The following is a 23678-nucleotide window of genomic DNA, read 5'->3' on the forward strand; positions in this document are numbered from 1 at the left end:
TTTATATGGAACGGCTAAAAGTATCTCATACGGGGGGTCCCGTCAGACCATCATTGAGCACCGGGAGCAAGAAGGGGCCAAACACACGCATCCGCTTGTAGGTCGGTTGCTACTTGAACAGCCCTTTGATGCCTGCACCCACCTGATTCAAAGCGTCACCACCGGATTTCATCAGCCGGTCAAAGCTGGCCACCCCACTCAGCTTGGTCTTGAGGGCCGAGACCACTTCCTGCCCCAACTCGCCCGGCGAGATGCCGCCCTTGGCACGGCCCAGATTTTTCAAGGTGATGTCGGGCAGGGCCACGCTGCCGGTCTTGCCGTTCATGAAGGCGGCGCTGGCCTGCGCCTGCGCGTGGCGGATGGTCAGTAACTCGACAATCAGCTTTTTACTGGGCCGCGATGGATCAGCGTTGGTGTTGACGGCTTTGACAATGTGGTTCGACAGGGCGTCAAAGTTGGTCAGCGTGTCGCCTTTTTCGTAGATCACATCGGGCGCCTCGATGGCAATGCGCCGCACCAGAACCACGTCTTGGGTGACGCTGGCGACGTCGATTTCGACCTCGACGCTGGCCACTTTCAAGGCGTAGGCGGTCTTGAAGCCCGGCGGGTTGCCAACGCTGAAAGCTTTGACGCTGCCCCGGCCATCGGTGGGTGAGAGTTTCACGCTGCCGACGCTGACCCTGGCCTGCGTCATGCTGCTGCCATAGCTCTCGATGGCATTTTTGACCAGGCCATCAAGGTTGCCAGACAGCCAGAACAGGGCGCCCGCCACCAAGGCAGCAGCAACAGGATCAGACCGAGTTTTTTCAAGTGGCCTCCAAGAGCAGTCTAATCAGGCGCTTACATCTCGGTGTAATTGGGTCCGCCACCGCCCTCCGGCGTGACCCAGACGATGTTTTGCATCGGGTCCTTGATGTCGCAGGTCTTGCAATGCACGCAGTTGGCGGCGTTGATCTGCAGGCGGTCGGCTCCGCTGTCGTCCTTGACAAACTCATACACCCCGGCCGGGCAGTAGCGCGCCTCGGGGCCGGCAAACTTGGCCAGGTTCACGGTCACCGGCACGCTGGCATCCTTGAGCGTCAGGTGCGCCGGTTGGTTTTCTTCATGGGCGGCATTGCTGATGAAGACGCTGCTCAGGCGGTCGAAGGTGAGCTTGCCATCCGGCTTGGGGTAGTCGATGGGCTTGCATTCTGACGCGGGCTTGAGGTAGGCGTAGTCGGGTTTGTCGCGTCGGATGGTCCAGGGCATCCTGCCATTCAAGCCAAACTGCTCCAAGCCGTTCATCAGCGTGCCGACTGTGAGGCCGTGCTTGAACCAGGCCTTGAAGTTGCGCGATTTGTTGAGCTCGGCATACAGCCAGCTGGCCTCGAAAGCTTCGGGGTAAGCCGTAAGTTCGTCGTGCGCGCGGCCTGCGCTCACAGCATCAAAAGCCGCCTCGGCGGCCAGCATGCCAGACTTGATGGCGGAATGGCTGCCCTTGATGCGACTCACGTTCAAGAATCCGGCATCACAACCCACCAGCGCGCCACCCGGGAACACGGTCTTGGGCAATGCCAGCAAGCCCCCGGCGGTGATGGCGCGGGCACCATAGGCCAGGCGTTTTCCGGTCACTTCGCCCTGGTCGTTTTCCAGGTACCAGCGGATGTTGGGATGAGTTTTCCAGCGCTGGAATTCCTCGAACGGACTTAAGAATGGGTTGGCGTAGTTCAGGCCGGTGATGAAACCCAGGGCGATCTTGTTGTCTTCCATGTGGTACAGAAACGAGCCGCCGTAGGTGTCGTTTTCCATCGGCCAGCCGGCGGTGTGCACCACCAGACCGGGTTCGTGGCGGCTGGGTTCGGCTTCCCAGAGTTCCTTGATGCCGATGGCGTAGCTTTGCGGGTCGCAGCCTTCGTCCAGATTGAATTTGTCGATGACCTGCTTGCCCAAGTGGCCGCGCGAGCCTTCGGCAAAGACGGTGTATTTGCCCAGCAGCTCCATGCCGATCTGAAAGTTGGGGCCGGGCGCGCCGCTTTTCTCCACGCCCATGTTGCCGGTGGCCACGCCGGTGACCTGGCCGGCCTCGTTGTACAGCACTTCGGCAGCGGCAAAGCCGGGGAAAATTTCAACGCCCAGGCTTTCGGCCTGGGTTGCCAGCCAGCGCGTCAGCGCGCCCAGGCTGATGATGTAGTTGCCGTGGTTCTGGCTGCATTCGGGCAGCATCATGTTGGGCGTGCGGTAGCCGGTGGACTCGCTCAGGAACATCATGGCTTCGTCGGTAACCGGCTGATTGAGCGGTGCGCCCATGGCTTTCCAGTCGGGGAACAGCTCGGTGAGCGATTGTGGGTCGAGCACCGCACCGGACAGGATGTGGGCACCGGGCTCGGAACCCTTTTCCAGCACCACCACCGACAACTCAGCGCCTGTTCCTGCGGCCAGTTGTTTCAGCCGGATGGCGGTGGCCAGGCCGGCGGGGCCGCCACCGACCACGACCACGTCGTACTCCATGGATTCGCGGGGGCCGTATTGGGTCAGGATTTCCTGGTTTGTCATGGTGGGACTCGCTTCATCAACTGATTAAACTCAAGCCAATGTGATGTTGGCTAAAACTGGCGTGAATTGTCTTCCAAAAATTCAAATTTCAGGCAACGCACCAAGCACAATAGAACAGTCGTTCTATTACTGATGGAATAAATGGAGAAATCACCATGACATACAGCATTGACCTTTCGGGCCGGGTGGCCTTGATCACGGGTGCCTCGGGTGGATTGGGGGCGCAGTTTGCCCGCACCCTGGCGGAGGCTGGTGCAGCCGTGGTGCTGGCCAGCCGCCGGGTGGAGAAACTCAAGGAATTGCGCGCGCAAATTGAGGGCGCGGGCGGCGACGCCCATGTGATCAAGCTCGATGTGACGGATCAGGACTCGATCAAGTCTGCCGTGGCGCACGCCGAAACCGAGGTTGGCTCGATCGACATTTTGGTCAACAACTCGGGTGTCAGCACCACCCAGCGCATCCAGGATGTGAGCGAAGACAACTTTGATTTCATGTTTGACACCAACGTCAAGGGTGCCTTTTTTGTGGCGCAAGAGGTCGGCAAGCGCATGCTGGCGCGCGCCCAGGGGGCAGCGCCGGGCAGCTTTACCGGAGGGCGAATCATCAATATCGCCAGCACAGCGGGGCTGCGCGTGCTGCCAAAAATTGGCGTCTATTGCATGAGCAAGGCGGCGCTGATCCAGATGACCAAAGCCATGGCGCTGGAGTGGGGCCGCTTTGGCATCAATGTCAACGCCATTTGCCCCGGCTACATCGACACCGAGCTCAACCATGCCCACTGGCAAACGGAAGCGGGCCAGAAGCTGATCCAGATGTTGCCGCGCAAGCGCGTGGGTCGACCGCAGGACCTGGACGCGCTGCTGGTGATGCTGTGCTCCGACCAAAGCCATTTCATCAACGGCGCCGTGATCTCTGCCGACGATGGCTTTGCGGTTTAGCACTGCATGCTGACCGGACTGGTTGCGGGCCTCGCCGCGGGCGCCTTGTGGGGCATGGTGTTCGTGGTGCCGCGTATGACACCGGGTTTGAGTTCGGTGGATCTGACGGCCGGGCGCTTCATCAGTTACGGCGGCATGGCGGCGCTGGCCATGCTGCTGACTTGGCGCAGCCATACTTGGCCCACGGCGCGCCAGGCGGTCACCGCCCTGGGCATGAGCCTGCTGGGCGCGACCGGCTACTACCTGCTGCTGGCGCAAAGCATCGTTTATGCGGGCACCGAGGTGCCCACCCTCATCATCGGCACCATTCCGATCTGGGTCATGCTGCTGGGCAAGCCGGTCGGCCTCAAATGGGCTGGCCTGTTGCCGGGGCTGCTTCTTACCCTGGGCGGACTGGCGCTGATGATGCAGTCAACCTTGAGCCAGGCAGCAAGACTGCCCGCCGGGGGTGGCCAGTTCTGGTGGGGCGTGCTGCTGGCGCTCGGCGCCATGCTGTGCTGGACGGCCTTTGCCCTGGTCAACGCGGCTTGGCTCAAGCGCCACCCGGAAGTCAGCGCCACCGAATGGGCCAACTGGCTTGGCGTGGCCACCGGTCTGGGCGCTTTTGTGCTCTGGTTGCTGCTGGGTTCTGACATCCGGACGCTTTCCCTGCTGGACAATCAGGCCGTCATCGTGATGGCCTGCATCGCCACCGGCATCGGGTCGGGCTGGGCTGCCAGCATTTTGTGGAACGTGGCCAGCCAGCGCCTGAGCGTCAGCCTGTGCGGTCAATTGATTGTGAGTGAAACCTTGTTCGCCCTGTTTTATTCTTTTGTCTGGGACGGTGTCTGGCCTGCGGCAACGCAAGCCTGGGCCGCCGTGTTGTTCACGCTGGGCATTCTGGCCTCGATCAGGGCGCATCGCTGATGGGCTGGCAGGCTACTTCCTCGGCGCGTGGCGGATTGCGGCATTGGTTGCAGGCTTCTGGCTCGCTCAGTGCACGGCTGGCGGCCACGGGTGAGTGCTTCAGTGTGCAGGTGCTGGTGCAAGGTCGCCAGCCGCTCACCCTGGATGAAGCGCGCGCATTGGGACTGGGTGGGCGACGCACCGGCTATGCGCGCGAGGTCTTGCTGCGGGTGGATGGCCAACCGATGGTGTTTGCCCGCAGTGTTACGGCGCACGCTGACTCGGTGGGCGCCTGGCGCTCGGTGCGTGGTTTGGGCAGCCGTCCGTTGGCTGATGTGCTGTTCAAGCGCTCGGGCATTTCGCGTGCGCCGCTGGCCTACAGTCAACTCCAGCGTCAAAGCCGGTTGCAGCGCCATGTGGCCAGTTCCTGGCTGGCGGCCACGGGCATGCCTCTGGCCACACAGGCCTTGTCAGCGCGCCGTTCGGTATTTACCCGCCATGGTGCGGCGCTGTTGGTGATGGAGGTGTTTGCCGCCCCTGAGAACTGTTGGCCTTGGCCCGCGGGTGAAGTATTAAAAAATATCAAGCGAAGGAGATAGCGATGAAGTATGACATTCCAGAACAGAAAAAGCTGGTATTCGAGGTGGTGATCCCGATCCGCTGGGGCGACATGGACGCCATGGGCCATGTCAACAACACCACCTATTTTCGCTATCTGGAAACCTGCCGTATCGACTGGATGCGCGCTGCCGGCTGCATGCCCAACCCGATGGGCGAGGGGCCGGTGATCGTCAATGCCTTCTGCAACTTTTACAAGCAGCTGGAATACCCTGGCGACGTGCTGGTCAAGATGTACGCCAGCGACCCGGCCCGCACGACCTTCGAGACCTGGGCCACCATGGAAATGACCGACCAGCCCGGCGTGATCTACGCCGCGGGCGGGGCCACCACGATCTGGGTCGATTTTCCCAAGCAAAAAGCGATTGACCTGCCCGACTGGATGCGCGCCATTGTCACGTGAAGTGACCCATCGAACCGCTTGAGCCGCTTATCTGGAAAAATGACCTGACACGATGAGTTGATCCACTTCAACTTCTGCCGTGGCCCAGTCGTCCAGCGGATTGCCGGGGGCAAAGCCGCGCCGCTGCGCCACATAAAAGGCGGCGACTTCAATGTAGTTGTGGCGCTGTTCCGAACTCACCTCGGGCCGCGCGGCAGAGGGCGTGGCCTTTACTTTGCTGATGGCTGCTTTTTTGGCAGGCGCTTTTTTCACAGCAGCAGTCGGTGCCGCTTTGGGTGACGCTGCGGTGGCTGGCGCGGCAACGGCCTTTTTGGCGGGTGATTTTTTTGCAGTGACCATGAATTTCTCCTTGGATGAAGGGTGTGTGACCATGACCAATACGGTGCCTGCTCTGCTTGCGGTGGTTGATGCAGTTTTGCGCGGCATCGTGATTAACCCGCCATTAATTTGTGCACCAGATCACCGGTATTGGACGCCTTGTATTTTCGCATCAAACGGGCGCGGTAGATTTCGACGGTGCGGTGGCTGATGGCGAGCGCCTTGCCGATCTCCTTGCTGGTCAGGCCGCCCATCAAAAAGGCCGCCACTTCGCGTTCTCGGGCGGTCAATTCTGCCTTGACCGGTCGGCTGGCACTCAAATCTTCAAAGGTCCAGATGCCCGCCTCGTGCGGTGCTGCCTGGTTGAGGGCGCGGCCGGTCACATGGCACCAGAAGGTTTCACCCTTGAAGCGGCCATCGAGCCGTTTCATGATGCGGTCATCGGCGTAGGTGCCGTTGCGGTTGAGCAGCGGGGCGATGCGCTGGCCGGTGCGCTCGAATTCGAGCGCGCTGGGGTAGAGCACCTGGAACGACTGGCCGATCAGTTGATCGGGCGCGGCGCCGAACATCTCGCACAGGTGTCGGTTGCAGTTCACCATGGTGCGGTTGCGTGACAGGGCCAGCCCCACGGGAGCCATTTCGAAAGCCAGGCGGTAATCAATGTCCATGATTCAAAAAATTTGCGGGTCAGACCATTCGCGCAGCGACGTGCTCTGACCCCAACTGATTAGGGTTTGCACCTTACGAAAAACTACGTATGGAATTAGGTAGTATCGTAACGCTACTGTTTCTATCTACGGAGTTTTCGCAGTGAATAAAATTTACCCATCGGCAGCCGCAGCGCTGCAAGGCATTGTCAGGAACGGCCAATTGCTGGCTGTTGGCGGCTTTGGCCTGTGCGGCATTCCAGAGGCTCTCATCGACGCCTTGCGCGACAGCGGCGCGAGTGACCTCACGGTCATTTCCAATAACGCGGGTGTCGATGGCTTTGGCCTGGGCAAGCTGCTGGAAACACGCCAGATCAGCAAGATGATCTCCAGCTATGTGGGCGAGAACAAGGAATTTGAGCGCCAGTACCTGGCCGGCGAGCTGCAGCTGGAGTTCACACCGCAGGGCACGCTGGCCGAGAAGCTGCGGGCAGGTGGCGCCGGCATTCCGGCGTTCTACGTGCGCACTGGGGTGGGCACATTGGTGGCCGAAGGCAAGGAAAACCGCGTCTTTGACGGCCATGTGTACATTCTGGAACACGCCCTGGTGCCAGATGTGTCGCTGGTCAAGGCCTGGAAAGCCGACAAGAGCGGCAACCTGCTGTTCCGGCGCACCGCGCGCAACTTCAACCCTGCCGTGGCCATGGCTGGCAAGATTACCGTGGTGGAAGTGGAAGAAATTGTCGAAACCGGGACGTTCGATCCCGACAGCGTGCATTTGCCCGGCATCTACGTGAACCGCATCGTGCTCAATGCCAAACCCGAAAAGCGCATTGAAAAGCGCACGATTCGCTGAATTTTTGCGGGACAGACCGCAGCGACGCAGTCGCCAGCTCTGTCCTCAACATATTAAACAAATAGGAGTTTGATCATGGCTTGGACACACGACGAAATGGCCGCTTTGGCGGCGCAGGAACTGCAGGACGGCTACTACGTGAACCTGGGCATTGGCTTGCCGACGCTGGTGGCCAATTTTGTGTCGCCCGACATCGAGGTCTGGCTGCAAAGCGAAAACGGCATGCTAGGCATTGGTCCGTTCCCGACCGACGACGAGGTCGATGCCGACCTGATCAACGCCGGCAAGCAAACCGTGACCACCATTCCCGGCTCCAGCATTTTTGGCAGCCACGACAGCTTTGCCATGATTCGCGGCGGCAAGATCAGCCTGAGCATTCTGGGTGCCATGCAGGTCAGCGAAACCGGCGACCTGGCCAACTGGATGATTCCCGGCAAGATGGTCAAGGGCATGGGTGGTGCCATGGACCTGGTGGGCGGCGTGAAAAACGTGGTGGTGCTGATGGAGCACGTGGCCAAAAAGAAAGACGGCACCATCGACATGAAGATCCTGCCCAGCTGCACCTTGCCGCTCACCGGCGTGGGCGTGGTGGACCGCATCATCACCGACCTGGCGGTGATGGACATCACCCCGCACGGCGTCAAGGTGGTGCAGCGCGCGCCCGGCGTGACGATGGAAGAACTGCAGTCGAAAACCGGCGTCCAGCTGCACTGATCTGATCAGCGTAGCCGGCTGCGTGCCACCCGCCTGAGCAGCGCCGTGAGCCCCAGCGCGGCAATGGTCAACCCCACCACCAGCGCAATCCAGAAGCCCTGTGCGGCCATGGGGTGTGCCGGTGCCCACGGCATCCAGGCAGGGGCCAGACCCAGCGTGTAGCCCAGCGGCAGGCCAATCAGCCAAAACGCCGTCATGTGGATCAGCATGGGCGCGCGTGTCACTTTGTAGCCCCGAATGGCGCAACTGGTAATGACCTGGGTGGCATCCGAGAGCTGGAAAAATGCCGCCAGCAACAGCAGTTGGGCGGTGAGCGCCACCACGGCTGCGTCATTGGTGTAGGCGCTGGCAACCTGCTGGTTGAAGACGGCGATCAGCGTGGCCGAGACAGCGGCAAAGCCCAAGCCCAGCGCGACGCCCACCCATGCCTGGTAGCGTGCCCTTGTCGGATCCCCTGCACCCAGGGATTGGCCCACACGCGTCAGCAGCGCCAGCCCAAGGCTGAGCGGCACCATGAACACCAGTGAGGTGAAATTGAGCGCAATCTGGTGCGCGGCCATTTGCGTGCTGCCAAATTTGGCAATCAAGAGCGAAATCAGGCTGAAAGCACTGGTCTCGGCAAAATAGGTGACGCCTATCGGCAGGCCCAGTTTGAGCAGGCTTTTGATCTCGGGCCAGTGCGGCGCCTCAAAGTGTGCAAATGGCCAACTGGGGCGGTAAACGGCTGAGCGTCGCATCCACCAGATGAGCGCGACCAGGTTGAAAATAACGGTCAGCAGCGTGGCCCAGGCGCAGCCGACCCCGCCGAGCCGCGGAAAGCCCAGCTTGCCGAACACCAGCAGCCAGTTGATGATGATGTTGAGCGCCAGCGACAGCAAGGCAATTACCATCAGCGGCTTGGTCTGATTCAGGCTGGTGCTGTAGCCATAAAGCACGCGGTAGCAGGCAAACAGCGGCAGCGCCAGGCTGGTGATCAGCACGAAGTCCTTGGCGAGATCGTGCACGCGCGGTTCCAGGCTCAAGTGGTCAAACAACAGCCCTGCCAGGTTGGCGAGCATCAAGCCGAGCAGACCGATGCCCAGCGCCTTCCAGAGCGCCTGGCGCACCTTGTGCGGTATTTCTTCAAGCTTACCGGCGCCCACGTGATGCGCCACGACCGGGTTGATGGCCATCGTGATGCCCATGACGGTGAGCATCAGCATGTTCCAGATCGACACCCCGAGCGACACGCCCGCCAGGTCCTGCGCTGAGGCATGGCCGGCCATGGCCACATCGACCACCGCCATACCGACGTAGGCCAGTTGCCCTACCAGAATCGGCCAGGCCAGATGCCACAGGCTGCGCAGTTCGGTGCTGAGCCGGTTGCGCTGCGCCGGGTGGCGCATCAGTTGTTTGAAAGGGCTTAACAAAACGTCAACGCCCGCGCATGAACAGCGCGTCGAGTTCGCGCAGGCTGATGGGTCGCCAAGTGGGCCGGCCGTGATTGCACTGGTCGCTGCGTTCGGTGGCTTCCATCTGGCGCAGCAGCGCGTTCATTTCTTCGAGCGTCAGATGCCGGTTGGCGCGCACCGCGCCGTGGCAGGCCATGGTGCCGAGCAGCTCGTTGTGGGCGCGCTGCACCACGCTGCTGGCCTCATGCTGGCTCAGCTCGGCCAGCACGCTGCGCGCCAGTTCCACCGCATCACCTTGCGCCAGCGTGGTCGGCACGGCGCGCACCGCCAGCGTCCTGCCGGAAAAGGGCGTGATGTCGAGGCCCAGCAGGTGCAGCGTGGCGGCGTTGGCTTCTGCCGTGGCGACTTCGAGCGGTGTCGCGGCAAAGGTGGCAGGAATCAGCAATGGCTGGCTGGGCAGGCTGGAGGTGCCCTCGGTGTCAGACCACTGCGCCTTGAGCCGTTCATAAACGATGCGCTCGTGCGCCGCGTGCATATCGACAATCACCAGGCCCTGCGTGTTTTCGGCCAGGATGTAAATTCCCTTGAGTTGCGCCAGTGCACGGCCCAGCGGCCAGTCGTTCGCCTGCAGGGGAGCCGCCGTTGGCTGGGGCTGCCACAGCGCTGCCATGTCACTGACGCGATGGCCCGCCGGTGCCTCAAAATGCATCCCCGACTGCGTGTAGGAATAGGAGGCCGGTGACAACGCCTGACCCCAATCGGTGACCTGGGCCGCTGACTCAGTGCGGGTCATCGATGCAGCGACTTGCGGTGACGTCTGCCCGGCACGCGGCGCGGCCAGCGCACTTTCCACGGCATGACGCACCGCCTGGTGCACCTCGCGGCTGTCGCGAAAGCGCACCTCGATTTTGGTCGGGTGCACGTTGACATCGACCCGCGTCGGGTCCAGTTCGATGTACAGCGCATAAACCGGCTGGCGCTGGCCGTGCAGCACGTCCTCGTAGGCGCCGCGAGCCCCATGGGTGATGACCTTGTCGCGCACGAAACGACCGTTGACATAACAAAATTGCTGGTCGCCACGCGCTCGTGCGGCGTCGGGTATGCCGGCCCGGCCCCAGACTTTGATGACGGGTGCGTAGTCCGGGCGGCCCGGTGTGACAGCGCTTGAGAAATCGACCCATACCGAGCGCTCGACAAAGTCGCTGCCCAGCGCATCGGCCAGGCGCTGCTCCAGCGCGGGCAGGCTGCCCGCCTCGCCGCAGCGCCGCCATTGTTCGACCAGCTTGCCCTCATGCCAGACGGCAAAGCCGACATCGGGCCGGGCCAGCGCGTGACGCCGCACCGCCTCGACACAATGTGCGAGTTCGGTGGCATCGGTTTTGAGAAACTTGCGCCGCGCGGGTGTGCTGAAAAACAGCTCCTTGACCTCGACCGTGGTGCCGGTGCTGCGCGCCACCGGTGTGATTTCGCCGGTCTGGCCTTCCAGCAGGTAGGCATGGGCCTGGCCGCTCACGCGGGACAGCAGGGCGCAATCGGCAATGGCATTGATGGCAGCCAGCGCCTCGCCCCGAAAGCCCATGGTGCCGACCGACTCCAGGTCTGCCAGGCTGCCGATCTTGCTGGTGGCGTGGCGCTTGAGCGCGATCGGCAGTTCTTCAGGCAGGATGCCCGAGCCGTCGTCTTCCACGCTGATCAGGCGCACGCCGCCTGCGAGCAGTCGCACGGTAATCTGGCTGGCGCCGGCATCGAGCGCGTTGTCCACCAGCTCACGCACCACCGAGGCAGGTCGCTCCACCACTTCGCCGGCGGCGATCTGGCTGATCAGTGCGTCAGGCAGTTCACGGATGGGGCGACGGGGGACTGTTTGGGTCAGCGCGTCACTCATGGGCTGTGAGCAAGGCGGATCGGTGGGTGTTGGTTGATTCGAGTCGCTCAGCAAGCCAGACTTTGATCACTGATTGGCGTGTGACGCCCAGTTTGCTGGCTTCACGGTCCAACGACTCAACCATCCAGGCTGGAAAGTCAACGTTGACGCGTTTTTGAACTTGCGCCACACGACGCGCTTTGGCAACATCGAGCTCGGCGCTAATGTCGATGCCCTCATCGAATTTCTGGTCGAAATCTTTAGCTTTCATAAAGTGCTATCTCCTCGGTTCTGGATCTGCGCACGGAGATGAGTCGAATATGGCTGCCGCGATAGGTCATCACGGCTGACCAGTGTTTGTCAAGGATCATCCCAATGACCAAAAACCGAGGCTCGTCCTCGGTCTTTGCTGGAATCTCCAACAAGTGCGGATCACTCCAGAGGCTTTGGGCATCTTCAAAGCGGATGCCATGCTTGAAGAAATTGGACTCGCTCTTGTTTGGATCAAACTCAAATACGTGCATGGTATAAAAATTATACCAATCCAGAACGTCAAATCAAGCCACTCGCCGATGCCAGCAGGTAGCCCGTCAGGCACGAGGTGGCGACGCCAATCAGCCCTGGGATGATGAAGCTGTGGTTGATCACATACTTGCCGATGCGGGTGGTTCCCGAGCGATCAAACTGAATGGCGGCCAGGTCGCTGGGATAGGTGGGCAGGATGTAATACCCATAAGAGGCGGCGGCAAACGCCACGATGTAGCCGGGCGGCACGCCAATGGCCAGACCCACCGGCACCATGGCGCTGATGGCGGCGGCCTGCGAATTCACCAGCTTGGACACCAGCAGCAGGGCGATGGCGTAAGTCCAGGGTTGGGTCTGGACCAGTTCAGAGAGAGCGGCTTTTAATTCGGGCAGATGGGCTTCAAACACCGTGTCGGCCATCCAGGCAATGCCGAACACGGCCACCACGGCAATCATGCCGGCGCGGAACACTTCGGTCTTGCCAATCAGAGTCGGATCGGTTTTGGTGAGCATGATCATCAGTGCACCCGCCAGCAGCATGAACATCTGGATGGTGAGCACCATCGACAGCGGCTTGCCATCGAAGGCTGGCCGCAGGCTGGGGTAAGCACCCAAAAAGGCCACCACGGCAATCGCACCGAGGAAAATCCACATCGCGGTCCATTGGTCGCTGGAGAGGGTTTTGTTCATCAGCGTGGCGCTGTCGCCGTAGATCATTTTGCGTTGTTCAGGGTCGGCAATGCGCGCCTGAAACTCGGGGTCTTTATCAAGGTCTTTGCCGCGGAACCAGCTGAAAATACCAATGACCAGCACCCCGGCCAGGGTCGAGGGGATGGTGATGGACAGCACCTGGATAAAGTCGATCACGTGGCCATCGACGGGAACCTTGGCCAAAAAGGCCACCAAAGACACCACGGCCACCGACACCGGGCTGGCCAGGATACCCATCTGGCTGGCGATGGACGATGCCGCCATGGGCCGCTCGGGCCGAATGCCGTTCTTGATGGCAATGTCATAAATGATGGGCAGCATGGTGTACACCACGTGGCCGGTGCCACACAAGATGGTCAGGAAACAGGTGACAAAAGGCGCCAGGATCGAGATGTACTTCGGATTGCGGCGCAGCAGTTTTTCCGCGCCCTTGAGCATCACTTCCAGGCCACCCGATGCCTGCAAGGTGGCGGAAGCTGCCACCACGGCGATGATGGTGAGCATCACATCGACCGGTGGCTTGCCGGGCTTGAGACCAAACACAAAGGTCATGATGACAATGCCGATGCCGCCCAGCAGCCCCAGCGCCACACCGCCTTTTCTGGCACCGTAAAACAGGCAGACCAGAATGACAATCAGTTGCAGAAAAATGTCCACATTCAGCTCCTTCAAAGAAGGCTCTACTGTAAACATAATTAGGGTAAACCCTAGGTATTGACCTGTAGCTTGTTTGATTTGAATCAATCAAGCTGGATAAACTGTAATTATTCTTTAATTATTTACGCTTGACATGTCTTTTGCCAGCCACTGGAGGCCTCCACTTGCCGGGGATAATCCAGTCGCATGGACATCATCAGCTTTCTTCTTGACTTCATCCTCCACGTGGACAAACACCTGGAGGCCTTCGTGCAAAGCTACGGCGTGTGGGTCTATGCGCTGCTGTTTTTGATCATTTTTGTCGAAACCGGTCTGGTCGTGATGCCGTTTTTGCCGGGCGACTCGCTACTGTTCGTGGTGGGCGCGCTCTGTGGCGCGGGGCTGATGAGCTACCCGGTGGCGGTCTCGGTGCTGTTGCTGGCTGCAGTTTTGGGCGACCAATGCAACTTCACCATTGGACGCTATTTCGGGCCCAAGGTGTTCAAGTGGGAAAACTCGCGCCTGTTCAACAAGGCGGCGTTCGACCGCACGCACAATTTTTACGAGCGTTACGGCGGTATCACCATCATTCTGGCGCGCTTCATGCCGTTCCTGCGCACTTTTGCGCCCTTCGTGGCCGGGGTGGCAGCCATGAGTCGCGTCAAGTTCACCCTGTTCAACGTGGCGGGCGCCGTGATCTGGGTGCTGGGCATTTGCACGGCGGGCTTCTTTTTGGGCAGCATTCCGTGGGTCAAAGTGAATCTGGACAAGATCATCTGGGCAATGATTCTGGTGCCGGGTCTGATTGTATTGTTCGGCGCCTGGAAAGCACGCAACCAGCCGGTCACGTAGTCCGGCTGCGCGCCAGCGGCGGATTTTTGGAAAAATAGGCCTCGATGCCGCGCATCAGGGCGTCGGCCAGTTGAATTTGGTAGGCATCGCTGTTGAGCTTGGCTTCCTCGTCCGGGTTGCTGATGAACGCGGCTTCCACCAGCACGCTGGGAATATCGGGCGCCTTGAGCACGGCAAAGCCGGCCTGCTCGACGCGCGGCTTGTGCAGTTTGCCGACGCGGCCGATTTCCCTCAGCATGGCGCCGCCCAATTGCAGGCTGTCCTTGATCTGGGCAGCGGTGCTCATGTCGAGCAGGGCGCGCTTGACCTGGGCATCCCGGGCGCGCACATTCAGCCCGCCGATCACGTCGGCCTTGTTTTCCTTGGCAGCCATCCAGCGCGCGGCGCTGCTGGAGGCGCCGTCCTGGCTCAGGGCGAACACGCTGGCACCCTGGGGTCGCGGCGTAAAAAAGGCATCGGCGTGCAGACTGATGAAGAGATCGGCCTGCACCCGGCGCGCCTTGTCCACCCGGATGTGCAGCGGCACAAAGAAGTCGGCATCGCGGGTTAAAAAAGCGCGCATCGGATTGCCGTTGCTCGATGCAGCGTTGATGCGGTCGCGCAGTCGATGAGCCAGGCGCAGCGCCACGTCTTTTTCGCGCGTGCCGCCGGGGCCGATAGCGCCGGGGTCCTCACCGCCGTGACCGGCATCGAGCGCAATGATGATCAGTCGGTCGGTAGCGCTCGGTGCCGGCACGCTCATGCTTTGCGACGACAGCCTTCTGATTTCTTTTTTACCCCCGGACCCGGCAGGCAGTGCTGATGCACGGACAGGCGGCGGCTGGGTTTTTTGCGCAATCAAATCACCCAGCGGATCACTGGCTGGCGCCGTGGCCGCAGCGGTACTGGCGCTCTCCTGGAGGCGCTCGGCGATCAGGGCTTCCAGCGGGTCTGCCACCTGGGTCGGGTACAAATCGAATACCAGCCGATGCTGGTAGGCCGCCACCGGCGTCAGGGTGAACACCTGCGGCGCAATGGGCTGCTTGAGGTCAAACACCAGCCGCACAACACTCGGGCCGAACTGGCCCACGCGAATGCCGGAAATGGTCGGGTCGTTGGCGCTCACCTTGGCCACCAGTTCCTTGAGCGCCGGATTCAGGTCGATTCCTTGCACGTCCACCGCCAGTCGAGGCGGGGTGGGAATAAAAGTCTGGTTGAAACTCAGGCGCGCGTCGGATTCGATGGTGACACGCGAATAGTCGGGCGCCGGCCAGACCCGCACTGCCACGATGCTGGCGCCGCGCGCCAGATGCTGCGCGCCCAGCAACAGCACCAGCGTGCCGGACTGCAGCAGCTGGCGGCGTTTCATGGTCTGTCCTCATCAGGCGCCGAATTTGCAAGCTGATGGAGCAGGCTTGCACCCAGCTTTGTTTGCGCGGTCAGGGTCACCTGACGCGTCTCGTCATCCTGCACATCGAGTTGAATGATCAGGTCGGCCGGCGGCACGCAGCCTGCGGCGTTTTCCGGCCATTCGGCAATTTTGAGGCCGGGGCTGGCAAAAATGTCGCGAAAGCCGGCATCAAACCACTCGCGCGGGTCACTGAAACGGTAAAAGTCGAAATGCCAGATGTTGAGGCCGGGCAGTTCATAGGGTTCCATCACGGCATAAGTGGGGCTTTTGATGCGCCCCTGCACCCCCAAGGCGCGCAGCATATGGCGCACCAGCGTGGTCTTGCCGGCACCCAGGTGGCCTTGCAGTTCAATGTAGGCTTGACGCACGCCAGGCAGCGCCGCCAGCGCGCGGGCAAAGCGCGCGGTGGCGGCTTCATCGCACCAATGCAGGCTTTTTACAATGGGCAGGTGAACAACACCTTGCAGCAAATCAACGGCAGTCAATGGGTCTCCAGAATTCAGCAATGGGGGCGGGCACTGGGATTTTCACAAATTGGCGTGGCCGGTGTCGATTTGAAGGACGCAGAACCCGGATTATCGGCGTGGCTGGCCGCTGGCTGCCACGGTGATATGCACTACATGGCGATGCATGGCCTCAAGCGCGCGCGTCCGGCCGAACTGGTGCCGGGCACCTTGCGCGTGATCACCGCGCGCATGGATTATTTGCCGGCCGACTGCCCCGAGGGCTGGCAGACACTGGAGCTGGACCGGCTCAGACGTCCCTCGGAAGCGATTGTGTCGGTTTATGCCCGCGGCCGGGACTACCACAAGGTGATGCGCAACCGTTTGCAACAGCTGAGTGGTCAGATTGTCAAGGCGCTGGGGCCACTGGCATACCGGGTGTTCACCGACTCGGCGCCGGTGCTCGAAGCCGAGCTGGGAAGCCGCAGCGGTCAGGGCTGGCGCGGCAAGCACACCCTGCTGCTGAGCCGTGATGCCGGCTCGATGTTTTTTTTGGGTGAAATCTTTGTCGATATGGCTCTGCCCGTGACCGACCCAGTGGCGGGGCATTGCGGCCGTTGCAGCGCCTGCATCGACATCTGCCCGACGCAGGCCATCATCGCCCCGTACCAGCTCGATGCCCGGCGCTGCATCTCGTACCTGACGATCGAACATGCCGGATCGATCCCGCTGGAACTGCGGCCCCTGATGGGCAACCGCATTTACGGCTGCGACGATTGCCAGTTGATTTGTCCCTGGAACAAGTATGCCCAGCGCAGCGCCTTGCCCGACTTCGACGCTCGTGCCGGTCTGGCGGGCAGCCAACTCGTCGAGCTGTCTGGCTGGAGTGAGGAGGCATTTTTGCGTTTCACCGAGGGCAGCCCGATCCGCCGCATCGGCCATGAGCGCTGGCTGCGCAACATTGCCGTGGCGCTCGGCAACGCGCTGCGCGAGCTTGATGTCGACGCTGCAGAGCCACTTTTGACTGCGCTAGCCTCGCGCGCCGGGCACCCGAGCGCCTTGGTGCGTGAGCATGTGGCGTGGGCGTTAAAACAATTGGGGTCAGATTCCAATTAATTCAGCTGGCAAGCCGGTTCACCTTACCCGCGCAGTGGCTGGCTTTGGCGGCTTCCTCATGCTGGGGTACCAGAAATCGTCAGCCCCCAAAGCCAGCCACTGCGCTGGACGCCGGTGCGTGAGAAACGGATGGCTTGGCGTGGTGAGGCACAAATCCGACAGGGCATCTGCCCTGGTATCTGAATTTGAGTTTGAGTTTGAGTTTGAATTTCAAAAATCGTTGCATATCACTGTCTCGCGTAGCAATCGGCAGGGGTGGTCACCGATTTCTGGTGCCCCAGCATGAGGTGGCCGCCCCTGCCGATTACCACGCGAAGCAAGTCACCGCTGGTTCGAACGCGGCAAGATTAGAGCGCTTTGGCCAAACGATGACAGCCCCTGGGTTGACTAAACCAACGACCTCAAAACCCCCAGCGCCAACGGCAAACTGAGCATGCCGAGCACGGTGGACACGGTCACCAGCGCAGCCACATAAGGCCCGTCATAACCCATGCGCGCGGCCAAGACATAACAGCTCGACGCTGTCGGCAGCGCGGAGAACATCAGCAAGATGGTGGCTTGCACCTGATTCAGGCCAAATAACAGGCACAAAGCAAGTGCCAGCAATGGCATCAGCAAGTGGCGAATCAGAAGCACCGCCACGCCCAACAACTTGGCGTGGTTCAGGGCACTCAGTTGCATGCCGGCACCGGCGGCCATCAGTCCGAGCGTCAGCGATGCGCCGCCTATGCGGGTGACGGTGGGTTCGGCCCAGCCCGGGATCGAAAAACCGGCCAGGTTGGCGACCAGTCCGCTGGCGGTGCCGATGATCAGCGGGTTGCGCACCAATTCGCCCAGAAAACCGCGTTCGGCGTGGCGCGCCATCGGCCACACTGCACCAATGTTCATTAGCGGCACACTGACACCGATCAACAGCGCAAGCACCAGCAGGCCCGGTGGTCCGGCCAGACGTTCGGCCAGCGCCAGGCCGATAAAGGAGTTAAACCGGAAAGCAACCTGGGCGCTGGCCGCGTGCTGGCGCGCCGCCATGTGCTGCCTGAAGCCCGGCCAGTAGGGCACCGAGTAGGCCATGGCGATGCCGCCCAGTCCCAGCGCCCAGCCGGCCAGCACCAGGTTGCCTGCCGCGCTGATGTCGAGCGGGCTTTTCAGGATCGAGTGAAACAGCAGCACCGGAAAGAACAAAAAATAGACCAGTTGCTCCACTTGCGTCCAGACGGCGCGGTTCAGTGGCGTGAAGCGGCAGATCAGGTAGCCGATCAGAATCAGCGAAAAGTCGGGAAAGAGGAGCTGGGCGTAGTTCACGCCTTGAGAATAGCAGGCCTGGACGCGCCAAATCCACCGATGGCGCCCGCAGGCGACAGCTCGGCATAAGATGCGCACTTCTTTTTGTCTTCATGCCCATGCCCCCGACTCCAGCCCTTGTGAATGCGACTGCGCGCCGCGCCAAAACCGCACCCGACCCGGTGGTCGACACCTTCATCGATGCCCTGTGGCTCGAAGAAGGCTTGTCCAAAAATACGCTGGCGGCCTACCGGCACGACCTCACCTTGTTTGGCGCCTGGCTGGCCGCGCAGGGCAGGCATTTGCTGGACGGCACCGAGATGCTGCTCAATGGCTATTTTGCCGACCAGCACGCCGCAACCAAAGCCACCACCGCCAACCGCCGCCTGACGGTGTTCAAGCGCTTTTACCGCTGGGCCTTGCGCGAACGGCTGCTGGGTGCCGATCCGACGTTGAAACTGCAGGCCGCCAAACAATCGCTGCGCATGCCTAAAACGCTGACCGAGCCGCAGGTGGAAGCCCTGTTGAACGCGCCCGACACCAACCAGGCGCTGGGCGTGCGCGACCGCACCATGCTGGAGCTGATGTACGCAAGCGGCCTGCGCGTGAGTGAGCTGGTGGGCTTGAAAGTGTTGAATGTGAGCCTGTCGGACAACGTGCTGCGCGTCTTTGGCAAGGGCAACAAGGAGCGCCTGGTGCCGTTCGGCGAGGTCGCCAGCCTATGGCTCAAGCGCTATCTGGCCCAGCCCCGGGTCGAGCTGTTGGCCGGCCACGCCAGCGAGGCGCTGTTTGTCACCCTGCGCGGCCGCACACCGGGCACGGCCATGAGCCGGGTCATGTTCTGGATGATCGTCAAAAAATACGCGCTGCTGGCAGGCATCACTGCGCCGTTGTCACCGCACACGCTGCGCCACGCCTTCGCCACCCATTTGCTCAACCATGGCGCCGACCTGCGCGCGGTGCAATTGCTGCTCGGCCATGTGGATATCTCCACCACCACCATCTATACCCATGTGGCACGGGAGCGCCTCAAAGTCCTGCACGCCCAGCACCATCCGCGCGGATGAGCGCTTGAGGCAAATTAAGCGGCGGTGACGCTGGCTTGAGCGCTCAAGGCGCTGAGTTCGGCTTCGGTGAAGCCCGCGGCGCGGCGCGCGTCCAGGTTGAATGGGCCCTTGAGGGTGGGCGCCTGATAGAGCAGCGCCAGTTCGGCATAGGCGCTGATGGGGTCGAGTTGGCGCGCTGCGCAAAGAAAACGGTACCAGCGGTTGCCAATGGCCACATGGCCGATTTCGTCGCGCAGGATGATGTCCAAAATTTTGGCGGCGCCATGGTCGCCCGCAGACACCAGCCGGTTGCGCACTGCTGGCGTGGCGTCCAAGCCGCGCGCCTCCAGCGTGCGCGGCACCAGCGCCAGGCGCGCCAGCACATCGTTTTTGGTGCGCTCTGCCATGTCCCACAGGCCGTCGTGGGCGGGAAAGTCGCCATAGGCGAATTCCATCTGGTTCAGGTGCGCGTTGAGCAATTCAAAATGCAGCGCTTCCTCCTGCGCCACGCGCCACCAATCGCGGTAAAAATCGTCGGGCATGCCGGCAAAGCGCCACACCATGTCGAGCGCCAGGTTGATGGCGTTGGCCTCGATGTGGGTCAGCGCGTGGATCAGCCCGGCGCGGCCTTCAAGCGTGCCGACGGCGCGGGTCTTGAGTTGAGCGGGCTGGACCAGCAGCGGTCGTTCGGGTCGCCCCGGCAGGCCGGGCGGCTCAGGGAAAGTTTCAGCAGCATCAGGCGCGCAGCGGTCTGTGGACATGGCGCGCACCCGCGCCGCCTTATCCTGCGGGGCGCTGATTTGCAGCAGGCGCAGGCATTCAGGGCGCAACGAATTCATTGAGGCTGCTTTGAACTCGCTTGGCGCAAGGCTTGAGGCAGTGGGGCGCATGAGGCTGTGGTGTTTCCCTACAATTCTAGACATATGATTTTGAAAGCTGATGATGGCAATTTATGAAGTGGATGGCATGACGCCGCAGATTCCGGACTCGGCCTGGGTGGCAGACAGTGCCGAGGTGATGGGCGATGTGGTGCTGGGCGACCAGGTCAGCATCTGGTTTGGCGTGGTGGTGCGGGGCGACTCCGAGCGGATCACGATTGGTGCTGGCACCAACATTCAGGATTTAAGCGTGCTGCATGCCGACCCGGGCAAGCCGCTCATCATTGGTTCTGGCGTGACAGTGGGCCACAAGGTCATGCTGCATGGCTGCACGGTCGGCGACGACAGCCTGATCGGCATCGGTGCGGTGGTGCTCAATGGTGCCAGAATTGGCAAAGGCTGCCTGGTGGGTGCCAGTGCACTGGTGACCGAGGGAAAAGTGTTTCCTGATGGCTCCATGATCATCGGCAACCCGGCCAAGGCGGTACGGGAACTCACTGCGGAGCAGTTGCAGGGCCTGCCCCTGATTGCCCAGCATTACGTGGCCAATGCGCTGCGCTTCAAAGCCAGTCTGCACAAGGTTGCCTGAGGTCGCTACGCGAGTGGTCTGACCCGCAAGGTGTTTCATCAATTAGTTGGGGTCAGAGCACGTCGCTACGCGAGTGGTCTGACCCGCAAGGTTTCAAATGTCTGAAATTCACAAATTTATCTTCGAGGGTCTGCCGGTGCGCGGCGCCTTGGTGCGCCTGACCGACGCCTGGGTCGAAATATTGCGGCGGCGCGCCAGCAACACCCTGCATGGCGCTTACCCGCCGCAGGTGCAAGAGTTGCTGGGTGAAATGACGGCGGCTGCCGTGCTAATGCAGTCCAACATCAAGTTCAACGGCTCGCTAATCGTTCAGGTGTTCGGCGACGGCCCGGTCAAGCTGGCCGTGGTGGAGGTGCAAAGCGACTTCGCCCTGCGCGCCACCGCGACCGTGTCCGGCGCGCTCAGCCCGGATGCCACGCTGAGCCAGCTGGTCAATGTGGGCAATGCGGGGCGTTGCGTCATCACGCTCGACCCCAAGGACCGCCAGCCCGGCCTGCAACCCTACCAAGGCGTGGTGCCACTGTTTGGCGAGGCCCACAAAAAGCTCGAAAAGTTCAGCGATGTACTGCAGCATTACATGCTGCAGAGCGAGCAACTCGACACCACGCTGGTGCTGGCCGCCGACGGCAAGGTGGCCGCAGGCCTGCTGATTCAGCGCCTGCCGATGGCGGGGTCGGGCAACCTGACCGGCAGTGCCCAGTCTGCCGATGAAGACCAGATCGGCCGCAACGAGCACTACAACCGGATCGCCATTTTGGCTTCGAGCTTGAAACGCGAAGAATTGTTGACGCTGGACGTGGACACCATCCTGCACCGACTGTTCTGGGAAGAAAAGCTGCTGCGCTTTGAACCTATGCAAGGCGCAACCGGCCCCCATTTTTCCTGTTCCTGCAGCCGCGAGCGGGTGGGCAGGATGATCGTGGGTTTGGGCCAGTCCGAGGCTGATGGCATTTTGCGGGAGCGTGAGGTGATTGAAGTCGGCTGTGATTTCTGTGGTCTCCAGTACCATTTTGACGCGGTCGATACGGCCCTGCTTTTCCGCAGTTCAGTCCAGACCACGCCCCCGGCGCCGCTTCAGTAGCACCGACCCGGCCCCTGCCAGGCGACAGGGCGCGGTGCTATACTCCAATGGCTTTGCGGTGGGTCTGGTTTTCAGGCCACTGCCGTAGAGTCATCCGCAAACCAGTTCATCAAGGTGTTGCCAGAACCCTGGCAAAACGAACTGGATTTCAGACCTAACCTTTGGAGTATTTTTATGGCAGTTACTATGCGCGACATGCTGGAAGCCGGCGTCCACTTTGGTCACCAGACCCGCTTCTGGAATCCCAAGATGGCCCCCTTCATTTTTGGCCATCGCAACAAAATTCACATTATCAATCTGGAAAAATCGCTGCCGATGTTCCAGGAGGCCGCCAAATTTGTCCGTCAAATTTCGGCCAAACGCGGCACCGTGCTGATGGTGGGCACCAAGCGCCAGGCGCGCGAAACCGTGGCCCTTGAGGCGCAACGCGCCGGTGTCCCCTACGTCGACACGCGTTGGCTTGGCGGTATGCTGACCAACTTCAAGACCGTCAAAACCTCGATCAAGCGTCTCAAGGACATGAAGATCCAGCAAGAAGCCGGTCTCGAAGCCATGAGCAAAAAAGAGCAATTGATGTTTGCCCGTGAGATGGCAAAGCTGGAAAAGGACATTGGCGGTATCCAGGACATGGTCACCTTGCCTGATGCCATTTTTGTGATCGATGTGGGCTACCACAAGATTGCCATCTCCGAAGCCCGCAAGCTGGGTATTCCGCTGATTGCCGTGGTGGACACCAACCATTCGCCAGAAGGCATCGACTACATCATTCCGGGCAATGACGACTCGTCCAAGGCCGTCACCCTGTATGTCCGCGGCATTGCCGACGCCATCCTCGAAGGCCGTGCCAATGCCATGGACGACGTGGTCAAGGCGGTTGCCGAAGACAGTGCCGATGAATTTGTCGAGGTGAATGAGGCTGCTGCCTGATTTGTTGGCGACCCCAATCCAAAGGGGGGCTCATGTGCCCCTTTTTTTAATTTCAATTGATTAACTGAACTGATTTCCGGAGAAAAAAATGGCTGTAATTACCGCAAGCATGGTGGCTGAACTGCGTGGCAAAACCGATGCCCCGATGATGGAGTGCAAGCGCGCCCTGACCGAGGCCGAAGGCGATATGGTCAAGGCCGAAGAACTGCTGCGGGTCAAACTGGGCAGCAAGGCCGGCAAAGCCGCTGGCCGCATCACGGCCGAAGGCGTGGTGGTGTACAGCTTTGACGCCGGTGTGGGCGCTCTGCTCGAAGTCAATTGCGAAACCGACTTTGTTACCAAGAACGATAGTTTCCTGGCTCTGGCCAACGCCGCTGCGGCCTTGATAGCCAAGCACGGTCCGGCGGACGTCGCCGCCCTGGGTGCCCTGGCTTACACGCAGGACGGCTTTGGACCCACCCTGGAAGATGTGCGCAAGGGCCTCATCGGCAAGATTGGCGAGAATATGAGCTTTCGCCGTTTCAAACGTTTTGCCAGCGGCAACAAGCTCGCGTCTTACCTGCACGGCACCCGTATCGGTGTGGTGGTCGAGTATGAAGGTACTGACGCTGCCGCCAAGGATGTCGCCATGCATGTGGCCGCCATGAAGCCCGTGGCCTTGTCCAGTGACGATGTGCCCGCTGAACTGGTGGCGCGCGAGCGCTCAGTGGCGGCCGCCAAGGCGGCCGAAGATGCCGCCGTGGCCACCGCAGCCGGCAAACCCGTGCAGTCCGCAGAAATCGTGACCAAGCGTGTCGAAGGTGGCGTGCAAAAGTTTCTGAAAGAAGTCTCTTTGCTGAATCAGGCGTTTGTCAAGAATGACAAACAAACGGTTGAACAAATGCTCAAGGACACGGCCACCACAGTCAAGGCATTCACGCTCTATGTGGTGGGAGAAGGCATTGAGAAAAAGGTCAATGACTTTGCTGCCGAAGTGGCGGCCCAGGTGGCTGCTGCGCAGCAGGTCGTCTGATCGGACCCGCGCCGTTTCATCATTG

Annotated in this window: 26 protein-coding genes; 13 read left to right on the top strand and 13 right to left on the bottom strand. The window is 61.0% G+C overall.

Annotation, left to right across the window (positions count from 1 at the left end; translation table 11 throughout):
* Window positions 1-109: 109 nt before the first annotated feature.
* Complete coding sequence (locus PHF15_RS02725; protein WP_300118775.1) at window positions 110-772, bottom strand: hypothetical protein; 663 nt, start codon at window positions 770-772, stop codon at window positions 110-112.
* 68 nt (window positions 773-840) lie between these two features.
* The gene (locus tag PHF15_RS02730; RefSeq protein WP_300118776.1) at window positions 841-2532 is read right to left on the bottom strand and encodes an electron transfer flavoprotein-ubiquinone oxidoreductase; all 1692 of its coding nucleotides are present in this window, start codon (window positions 2530-2532) and stop codon (window positions 841-843) included.
* A gap of 155 nt (window positions 2533-2687) precedes the next feature.
* Here PHF15_RS02730 and PHF15_RS02735 point away from each other — a divergent pair, with 155 nt between their 5' ends.
* Genes PHF15_RS02735 through PHF15_RS02750 form a run of 4 tightly spaced genes read left to right on the top strand, consistent with a single transcriptional unit; the run spans window position 2688 to window position 5376 of the window.
* Window positions 2688-3470 carry an SDR family oxidoreductase gene (locus PHF15_RS02735; RefSeq protein WP_300118778.1) on the top strand — a complete coding sequence of 261 codons (783 nt, stop codon included), beginning with the start codon at window positions 2688-2690 and terminating at the stop codon, window positions 3468-3470.
* Between the two features lie 6 nt (window positions 3471-3476).
* The gene (locus PHF15_RS02740; protein WP_300118780.1) at window positions 3477-4376 is read left to right on the top strand and encodes a DMT family transporter; all 900 of its coding nucleotides are present in this window, start codon (window positions 3477-3479) and stop codon (window positions 4374-4376) included.
* Complete coding sequence (locus PHF15_RS02745) at window positions 4376-4954, top strand: chorismate lyase (RefSeq protein WP_300118782.1); 579 nt, start codon at window positions 4376-4378, stop codon at window positions 4952-4954. Before PHF15_RS02740 ends, PHF15_RS02745 begins: the two co-directional genes overlap by 1 nt.
* A 2-nt stretch (window positions 4955-4956) precedes the next feature.
* On the top strand, window positions 4957-5376 hold the full coding sequence (locus PHF15_RS02750; RefSeq protein ID WP_300118784.1) for an acyl-CoA thioesterase: 420 nt from the start codon (window positions 4957-4959) through the stop codon (window positions 5374-5376).
* Between the two features lie 27 nt (window positions 5377-5403).
* On the opposite strand, the gene PHF15_RS02755 is transcribed toward PHF15_RS02750, so the two are convergent.
* Both PHF15_RS02755 and PHF15_RS02760 read right to left on the bottom strand, forming a co-directional pair.
* On the bottom strand, window positions 5404-5715 hold the full coding sequence (locus PHF15_RS02755) for a DUF2934 domain-containing protein (RefSeq protein ID WP_300118786.1): 312 nt from the start codon (window positions 5713-5715) through the stop codon (window positions 5404-5406).
* A gap of 92 nt (window positions 5716-5807) precedes the next feature.
* Window positions 5808-6362, bottom strand: coding sequence for a PAS and helix-turn-helix domain-containing protein (locus PHF15_RS02760; RefSeq protein WP_300118787.1), 555 nt, complete (start codon window positions 6360-6362; stop codon window positions 5808-5810).
* A gap of 142 nt (window positions 6363-6504) precedes the next feature.
* Here PHF15_RS02760 and PHF15_RS02765 point away from each other — a divergent pair, with 142 nt between their 5' ends.
* Window positions 6505-7197 (top strand): CoA transferase subunit A, encoded by a 693-nt coding sequence (locus tag PHF15_RS02765; protein WP_300118789.1) that lies wholly within the window; start codon window positions 6505-6507, stop codon window positions 7195-7197.
* A gap of 75 nt (window positions 7198-7272) precedes the next feature.
* A complete protein-coding gene (locus PHF15_RS02770; protein WP_300118790.1) occupies window positions 7273-7911 on the top strand; it encodes a 3-oxoacid CoA-transferase subunit B in 639 nt (212 codons plus the stop codon).
* A gap of 5 nt (window positions 7912-7916) precedes the next feature.
* Here PHF15_RS02770 and PHF15_RS02775 read toward each other — a convergent pair whose 3' ends face one another.
* Genes PHF15_RS02775 through PHF15_RS02795 form a run of 5 tightly spaced genes read right to left on the bottom strand, consistent with a single transcriptional unit; the run spans window position 7917 to window position 13059 of the window.
* Entirely contained in the window at window positions 7917-9296 is a 1380-nt protein-coding gene (locus PHF15_RS02775) for an MATE family efflux transporter (RefSeq protein WP_300119084.1), read from the bottom strand.
* Between the two features lie 28 nt (window positions 9297-9324).
* Window positions 9325-11187: a DNA mismatch repair endonuclease MutL gene (mutL, locus tag PHF15_RS02780; RefSeq protein ID WP_300118792.1), complete on the bottom strand. Its 1863-nt coding sequence runs from the start codon at window positions 11185-11187 to the stop codon at window positions 9325-9327.
* Complete coding sequence (locus PHF15_RS02785) at window positions 11180-11437, bottom strand: CopG family transcriptional regulator (protein WP_300118793.1); 258 nt, start codon at window positions 11435-11437, stop codon at window positions 11180-11182. Before PHF15_RS02785 ends, mutL begins: the two co-directional genes overlap by 8 nt.
* Window positions 11427-11690, bottom strand: a complete 264-nt coding sequence (locus tag PHF15_RS02790; protein WP_300118794.1) for a BrnT family toxin — start codon at window positions 11688-11690, stop codon at window positions 11427-11429. Before PHF15_RS02790 ends, PHF15_RS02785 begins: the two co-directional genes overlap by 11 nt.
* Window positions 11691-11718: 28 nt before the next feature.
* The gene (locus tag PHF15_RS02795) at window positions 11719-13059 is read right to left on the bottom strand and encodes an anaerobic C4-dicarboxylate transporter (protein ID WP_300118795.1); all 1341 of its coding nucleotides are present in this window, start codon (window positions 13057-13059) and stop codon (window positions 11719-11721) included.
* A 186-nt stretch (window positions 13060-13245) separates the two neighbouring features.
* On the opposite strand from PHF15_RS02795, the gene PHF15_RS02800 reads away from it, so the two are divergent.
* On the top strand, window positions 13246-13890 hold the full coding sequence (locus PHF15_RS02800) for a DedA family protein (RefSeq protein ID WP_300118796.1): 645 nt from the start codon (window positions 13246-13248) through the stop codon (window positions 13888-13890).
* Here the strand turns inward: PHF15_RS02800 and PHF15_RS02805 are convergent.
* Together PHF15_RS02805 and tsaE are read right to left on the bottom strand one after the other, a co-directional pair.
* Window positions 13883-15238 (bottom strand): N-acetylmuramoyl-L-alanine amidase, encoded by a 1356-nt coding sequence (locus PHF15_RS02805; protein ID WP_300118797.1) that lies wholly within the window; start codon window positions 15236-15238, stop codon window positions 13883-13885. The two genes, PHF15_RS02800 and PHF15_RS02805, sit on opposite strands and share 8 nt — an antisense overlap.
* Window positions 15235-15729, bottom strand: coding sequence for a tRNA (adenosine(37)-N6)-threonylcarbamoyltransferase complex ATPase subunit type 1 TsaE (tsaE, locus tag PHF15_RS02810; RefSeq protein WP_300119086.1), 495 nt, complete (start codon window positions 15727-15729; stop codon window positions 15235-15237). The genes PHF15_RS02805 and tsaE overlap by 4 nt, the downstream gene beginning before the upstream one ends.
* Between tsaE and queG the strand changes: the two genes are divergently transcribed.
* Window positions 15730-16839 (top strand): tRNA epoxyqueuosine(34) reductase QueG, encoded by a 1110-nt coding sequence (queG, locus tag PHF15_RS02815; protein ID WP_300118798.1) that lies wholly within the window; start codon window positions 15730-15732, stop codon window positions 16837-16839. It abuts the gene before it with no gap.
* A 387-nt stretch (window positions 16840-17226) separates the two neighbouring features.
* Here queG and PHF15_RS02820 read toward each other — a convergent pair whose 3' ends face one another.
* Window positions 17227-18141 (bottom strand): AEC family transporter, encoded by a 915-nt coding sequence (locus PHF15_RS02820; protein ID WP_300118799.1) that lies wholly within the window; start codon window positions 18139-18141, stop codon window positions 17227-17229.
* Window positions 18142-18239: 98 nt separating this feature from the next.
* Between PHF15_RS02820 and xerD the strand changes: the two genes are divergently transcribed.
* Window positions 18240-19187 carry a site-specific tyrosine recombinase XerD gene (gene xerD / locus PHF15_RS02825; RefSeq protein WP_300118800.1) on the top strand — a complete coding sequence of 316 codons (948 nt, stop codon included), beginning with the start codon at window positions 18240-18242 and terminating at the stop codon, window positions 19185-19187.
* 14 nt (window positions 19188-19201) lie between these two features.
* Here the strand turns inward: xerD and PHF15_RS02830 are convergent, their stop codons facing one another.
* A complete protein-coding gene (locus PHF15_RS02830; RefSeq protein ID WP_300118802.1) occupies window positions 19202-20005 on the bottom strand; it encodes a ferritin-like domain-containing protein in 804 nt (267 codons plus the stop codon).
* A 103-nt stretch (window positions 20006-20108) separates the two neighbouring features.
* Here PHF15_RS02830 and PHF15_RS02835 point away from each other — a divergent pair, with 103 nt between their 5' ends.
* The 4 genes from PHF15_RS02835 to tsf all read left to right on the top strand — a co-directional run bounded on the left by PHF15_RS02835 (window position 20109) and on the right by tsf (window position 23653).
* Window positions 20109-20633, top strand: a complete 525-nt coding sequence (locus PHF15_RS02835) for a gamma carbonic anhydrase family protein (RefSeq protein WP_300119088.1) — start codon at window positions 20109-20111, stop codon at window positions 20631-20633.
* A gap of 97 nt (window positions 20634-20730) precedes the next feature.
* Window positions 20731-21714 carry an Hsp33 family molecular chaperone HslO gene (locus tag PHF15_RS02840; RefSeq protein WP_300118804.1) on the top strand — a complete coding sequence of 328 codons (984 nt, stop codon included), beginning with the start codon at window positions 20731-20733 and terminating at the stop codon, window positions 21712-21714.
* A 174-nt stretch (window positions 21715-21888) separates the two neighbouring features.
* On the top strand, window positions 21889-22641 hold the full coding sequence (gene rpsB, locus PHF15_RS02845) for a 30S ribosomal protein S2 (RefSeq protein ID WP_300118806.1): 753 nt from the start codon (window positions 21889-21891) through the stop codon (window positions 22639-22641).
* 88 nt (window positions 22642-22729) lie between these two features.
* Window positions 22730-23653, top strand: a complete 924-nt coding sequence (gene tsf / locus PHF15_RS02850; RefSeq protein WP_300118808.1) for a translation elongation factor Ts — start codon at window positions 22730-22732, stop codon at window positions 23651-23653.
* The last annotated feature ends 25 nt before the right edge of the window (window positions 23654-23678 follow it).

The organism is Rhodoferax sp., assembly GCF_028689295.1.
Taxonomy (GTDB): Bacteria; Pseudomonadota; Gammaproteobacteria; order Burkholderiales; family Burkholderiaceae_C; genus Rhodoferax.

Coding starts and splice junctions, on each gene's coding strand:
- PHF15_RS02830 (WP_300118802.1), bottom strand. CDS start 20,005: ATGAATTCGTTGCGCCCTGAATGCCTGCGCCTGCTGCAAATCAGCGCC.
- PHF15_RS02785 (WP_300118793.1), bottom strand. CDS start 11,437: ATGAAAGCTAAAGATTTCGACCAGAAATTCGATGAGGGCATCGACATT.
- PHF15_RS02835 (WP_300119088.1), top strand. CDS start 20,109: ATGGCAATTTATGAAGTGGATGGCATGACGCCGCAGATTCCGGACTCG.
- PHF15_RS02760 (WP_300118787.1), bottom strand. CDS start 6,362: ATGGACATTGATTACCGCCTGGCTTTCGAAATGGCTCCCGTGGGGCTG.
- PHF15_RS02770 (WP_300118790.1), top strand. CDS start 7,273: ATGGCTTGGACACACGACGAAATGGCCGCTTTGGCGGCGCAGGAACTG.
- PHF15_RS02775 (WP_300119084.1), bottom strand. CDS start 9,296: ATGCGCCACCCGGCGCAGCGCAACCGGCTCAGCACCGAACTGCGCAGC.
- PHF15_RS02800 (WP_300118796.1), top strand. CDS start 13,246: ATGGACATCATCAGCTTTCTTCTTGACTTCATCCTCCACGTGGACAAA.
- PHF15_RS02755 (WP_300118786.1), bottom strand. CDS start 5,715: ATGGTCACTGCAAAAAAATCACCCGCCAAAAAGGCCGTTGCCGCGCCA.
- PHF15_RS02740 (WP_300118780.1), top strand. CDS start 3,477: ATGCTGACCGGACTGGTTGCGGGCCTCGCCGCGGGCGCCTTGTGGGGC.
- xerD (WP_300118800.1), top strand. CDS start 18,240: ATGCCCCCGACTCCAGCCCTTGTGAATGCGACTGCGCGCCGCGCCAAA.
- rpsB (WP_300118806.1), top strand. CDS start 21,889: ATGGCAGTTACTATGCGCGACATGCTGGAAGCCGGCGTCCACTTTGGT.
- PHF15_RS02735 (WP_300118778.1), top strand. CDS start 2,688: ATGACATACAGCATTGACCTTTCGGGCCGGGTGGCCTTGATCACGGGT.
- PHF15_RS02840 (WP_300118804.1), top strand. CDS start 20,731: ATGTCTGAAATTCACAAATTTATCTTCGAGGGTCTGCCGGTGCGCGGC.
- PHF15_RS02730 (WP_300118776.1), bottom strand. CDS start 2,532: ATGACAAACCAGGAAATCCTGACCCAATACGGCCCCCGCGAATCCATG.
- PHF15_RS02750 (WP_300118784.1), top strand. CDS start 4,957: ATGAAGTATGACATTCCAGAACAGAAAAAGCTGGTATTCGAGGTGGTG.
- PHF15_RS02745 (WP_300118782.1), top strand. CDS start 4,376: ATGGGCTGGCAGGCTACTTCCTCGGCGCGTGGCGGATTGCGGCATTGG.
- mutL (WP_300118792.1), bottom strand. CDS start 11,187: ATGAGTGACGCGCTGACCCAAACAGTCCCCCGTCGCCCCATCCGTGAA.
- tsf (WP_300118808.1), top strand. CDS start 22,730: ATGGCTGTAATTACCGCAAGCATGGTGGCTGAACTGCGTGGCAAAACC.
- PHF15_RS02790 (WP_300118794.1), bottom strand. CDS start 11,690: ATGCACGTATTTGAGTTTGATCCAAACAAGAGCGAGTCCAATTTCTTC.
- PHF15_RS02805 (WP_300118797.1), bottom strand. CDS start 15,238: ATGAAACGCCGCCAGCTGCTGCAGTCCGGCACGCTGGTGCTGTTGCTG.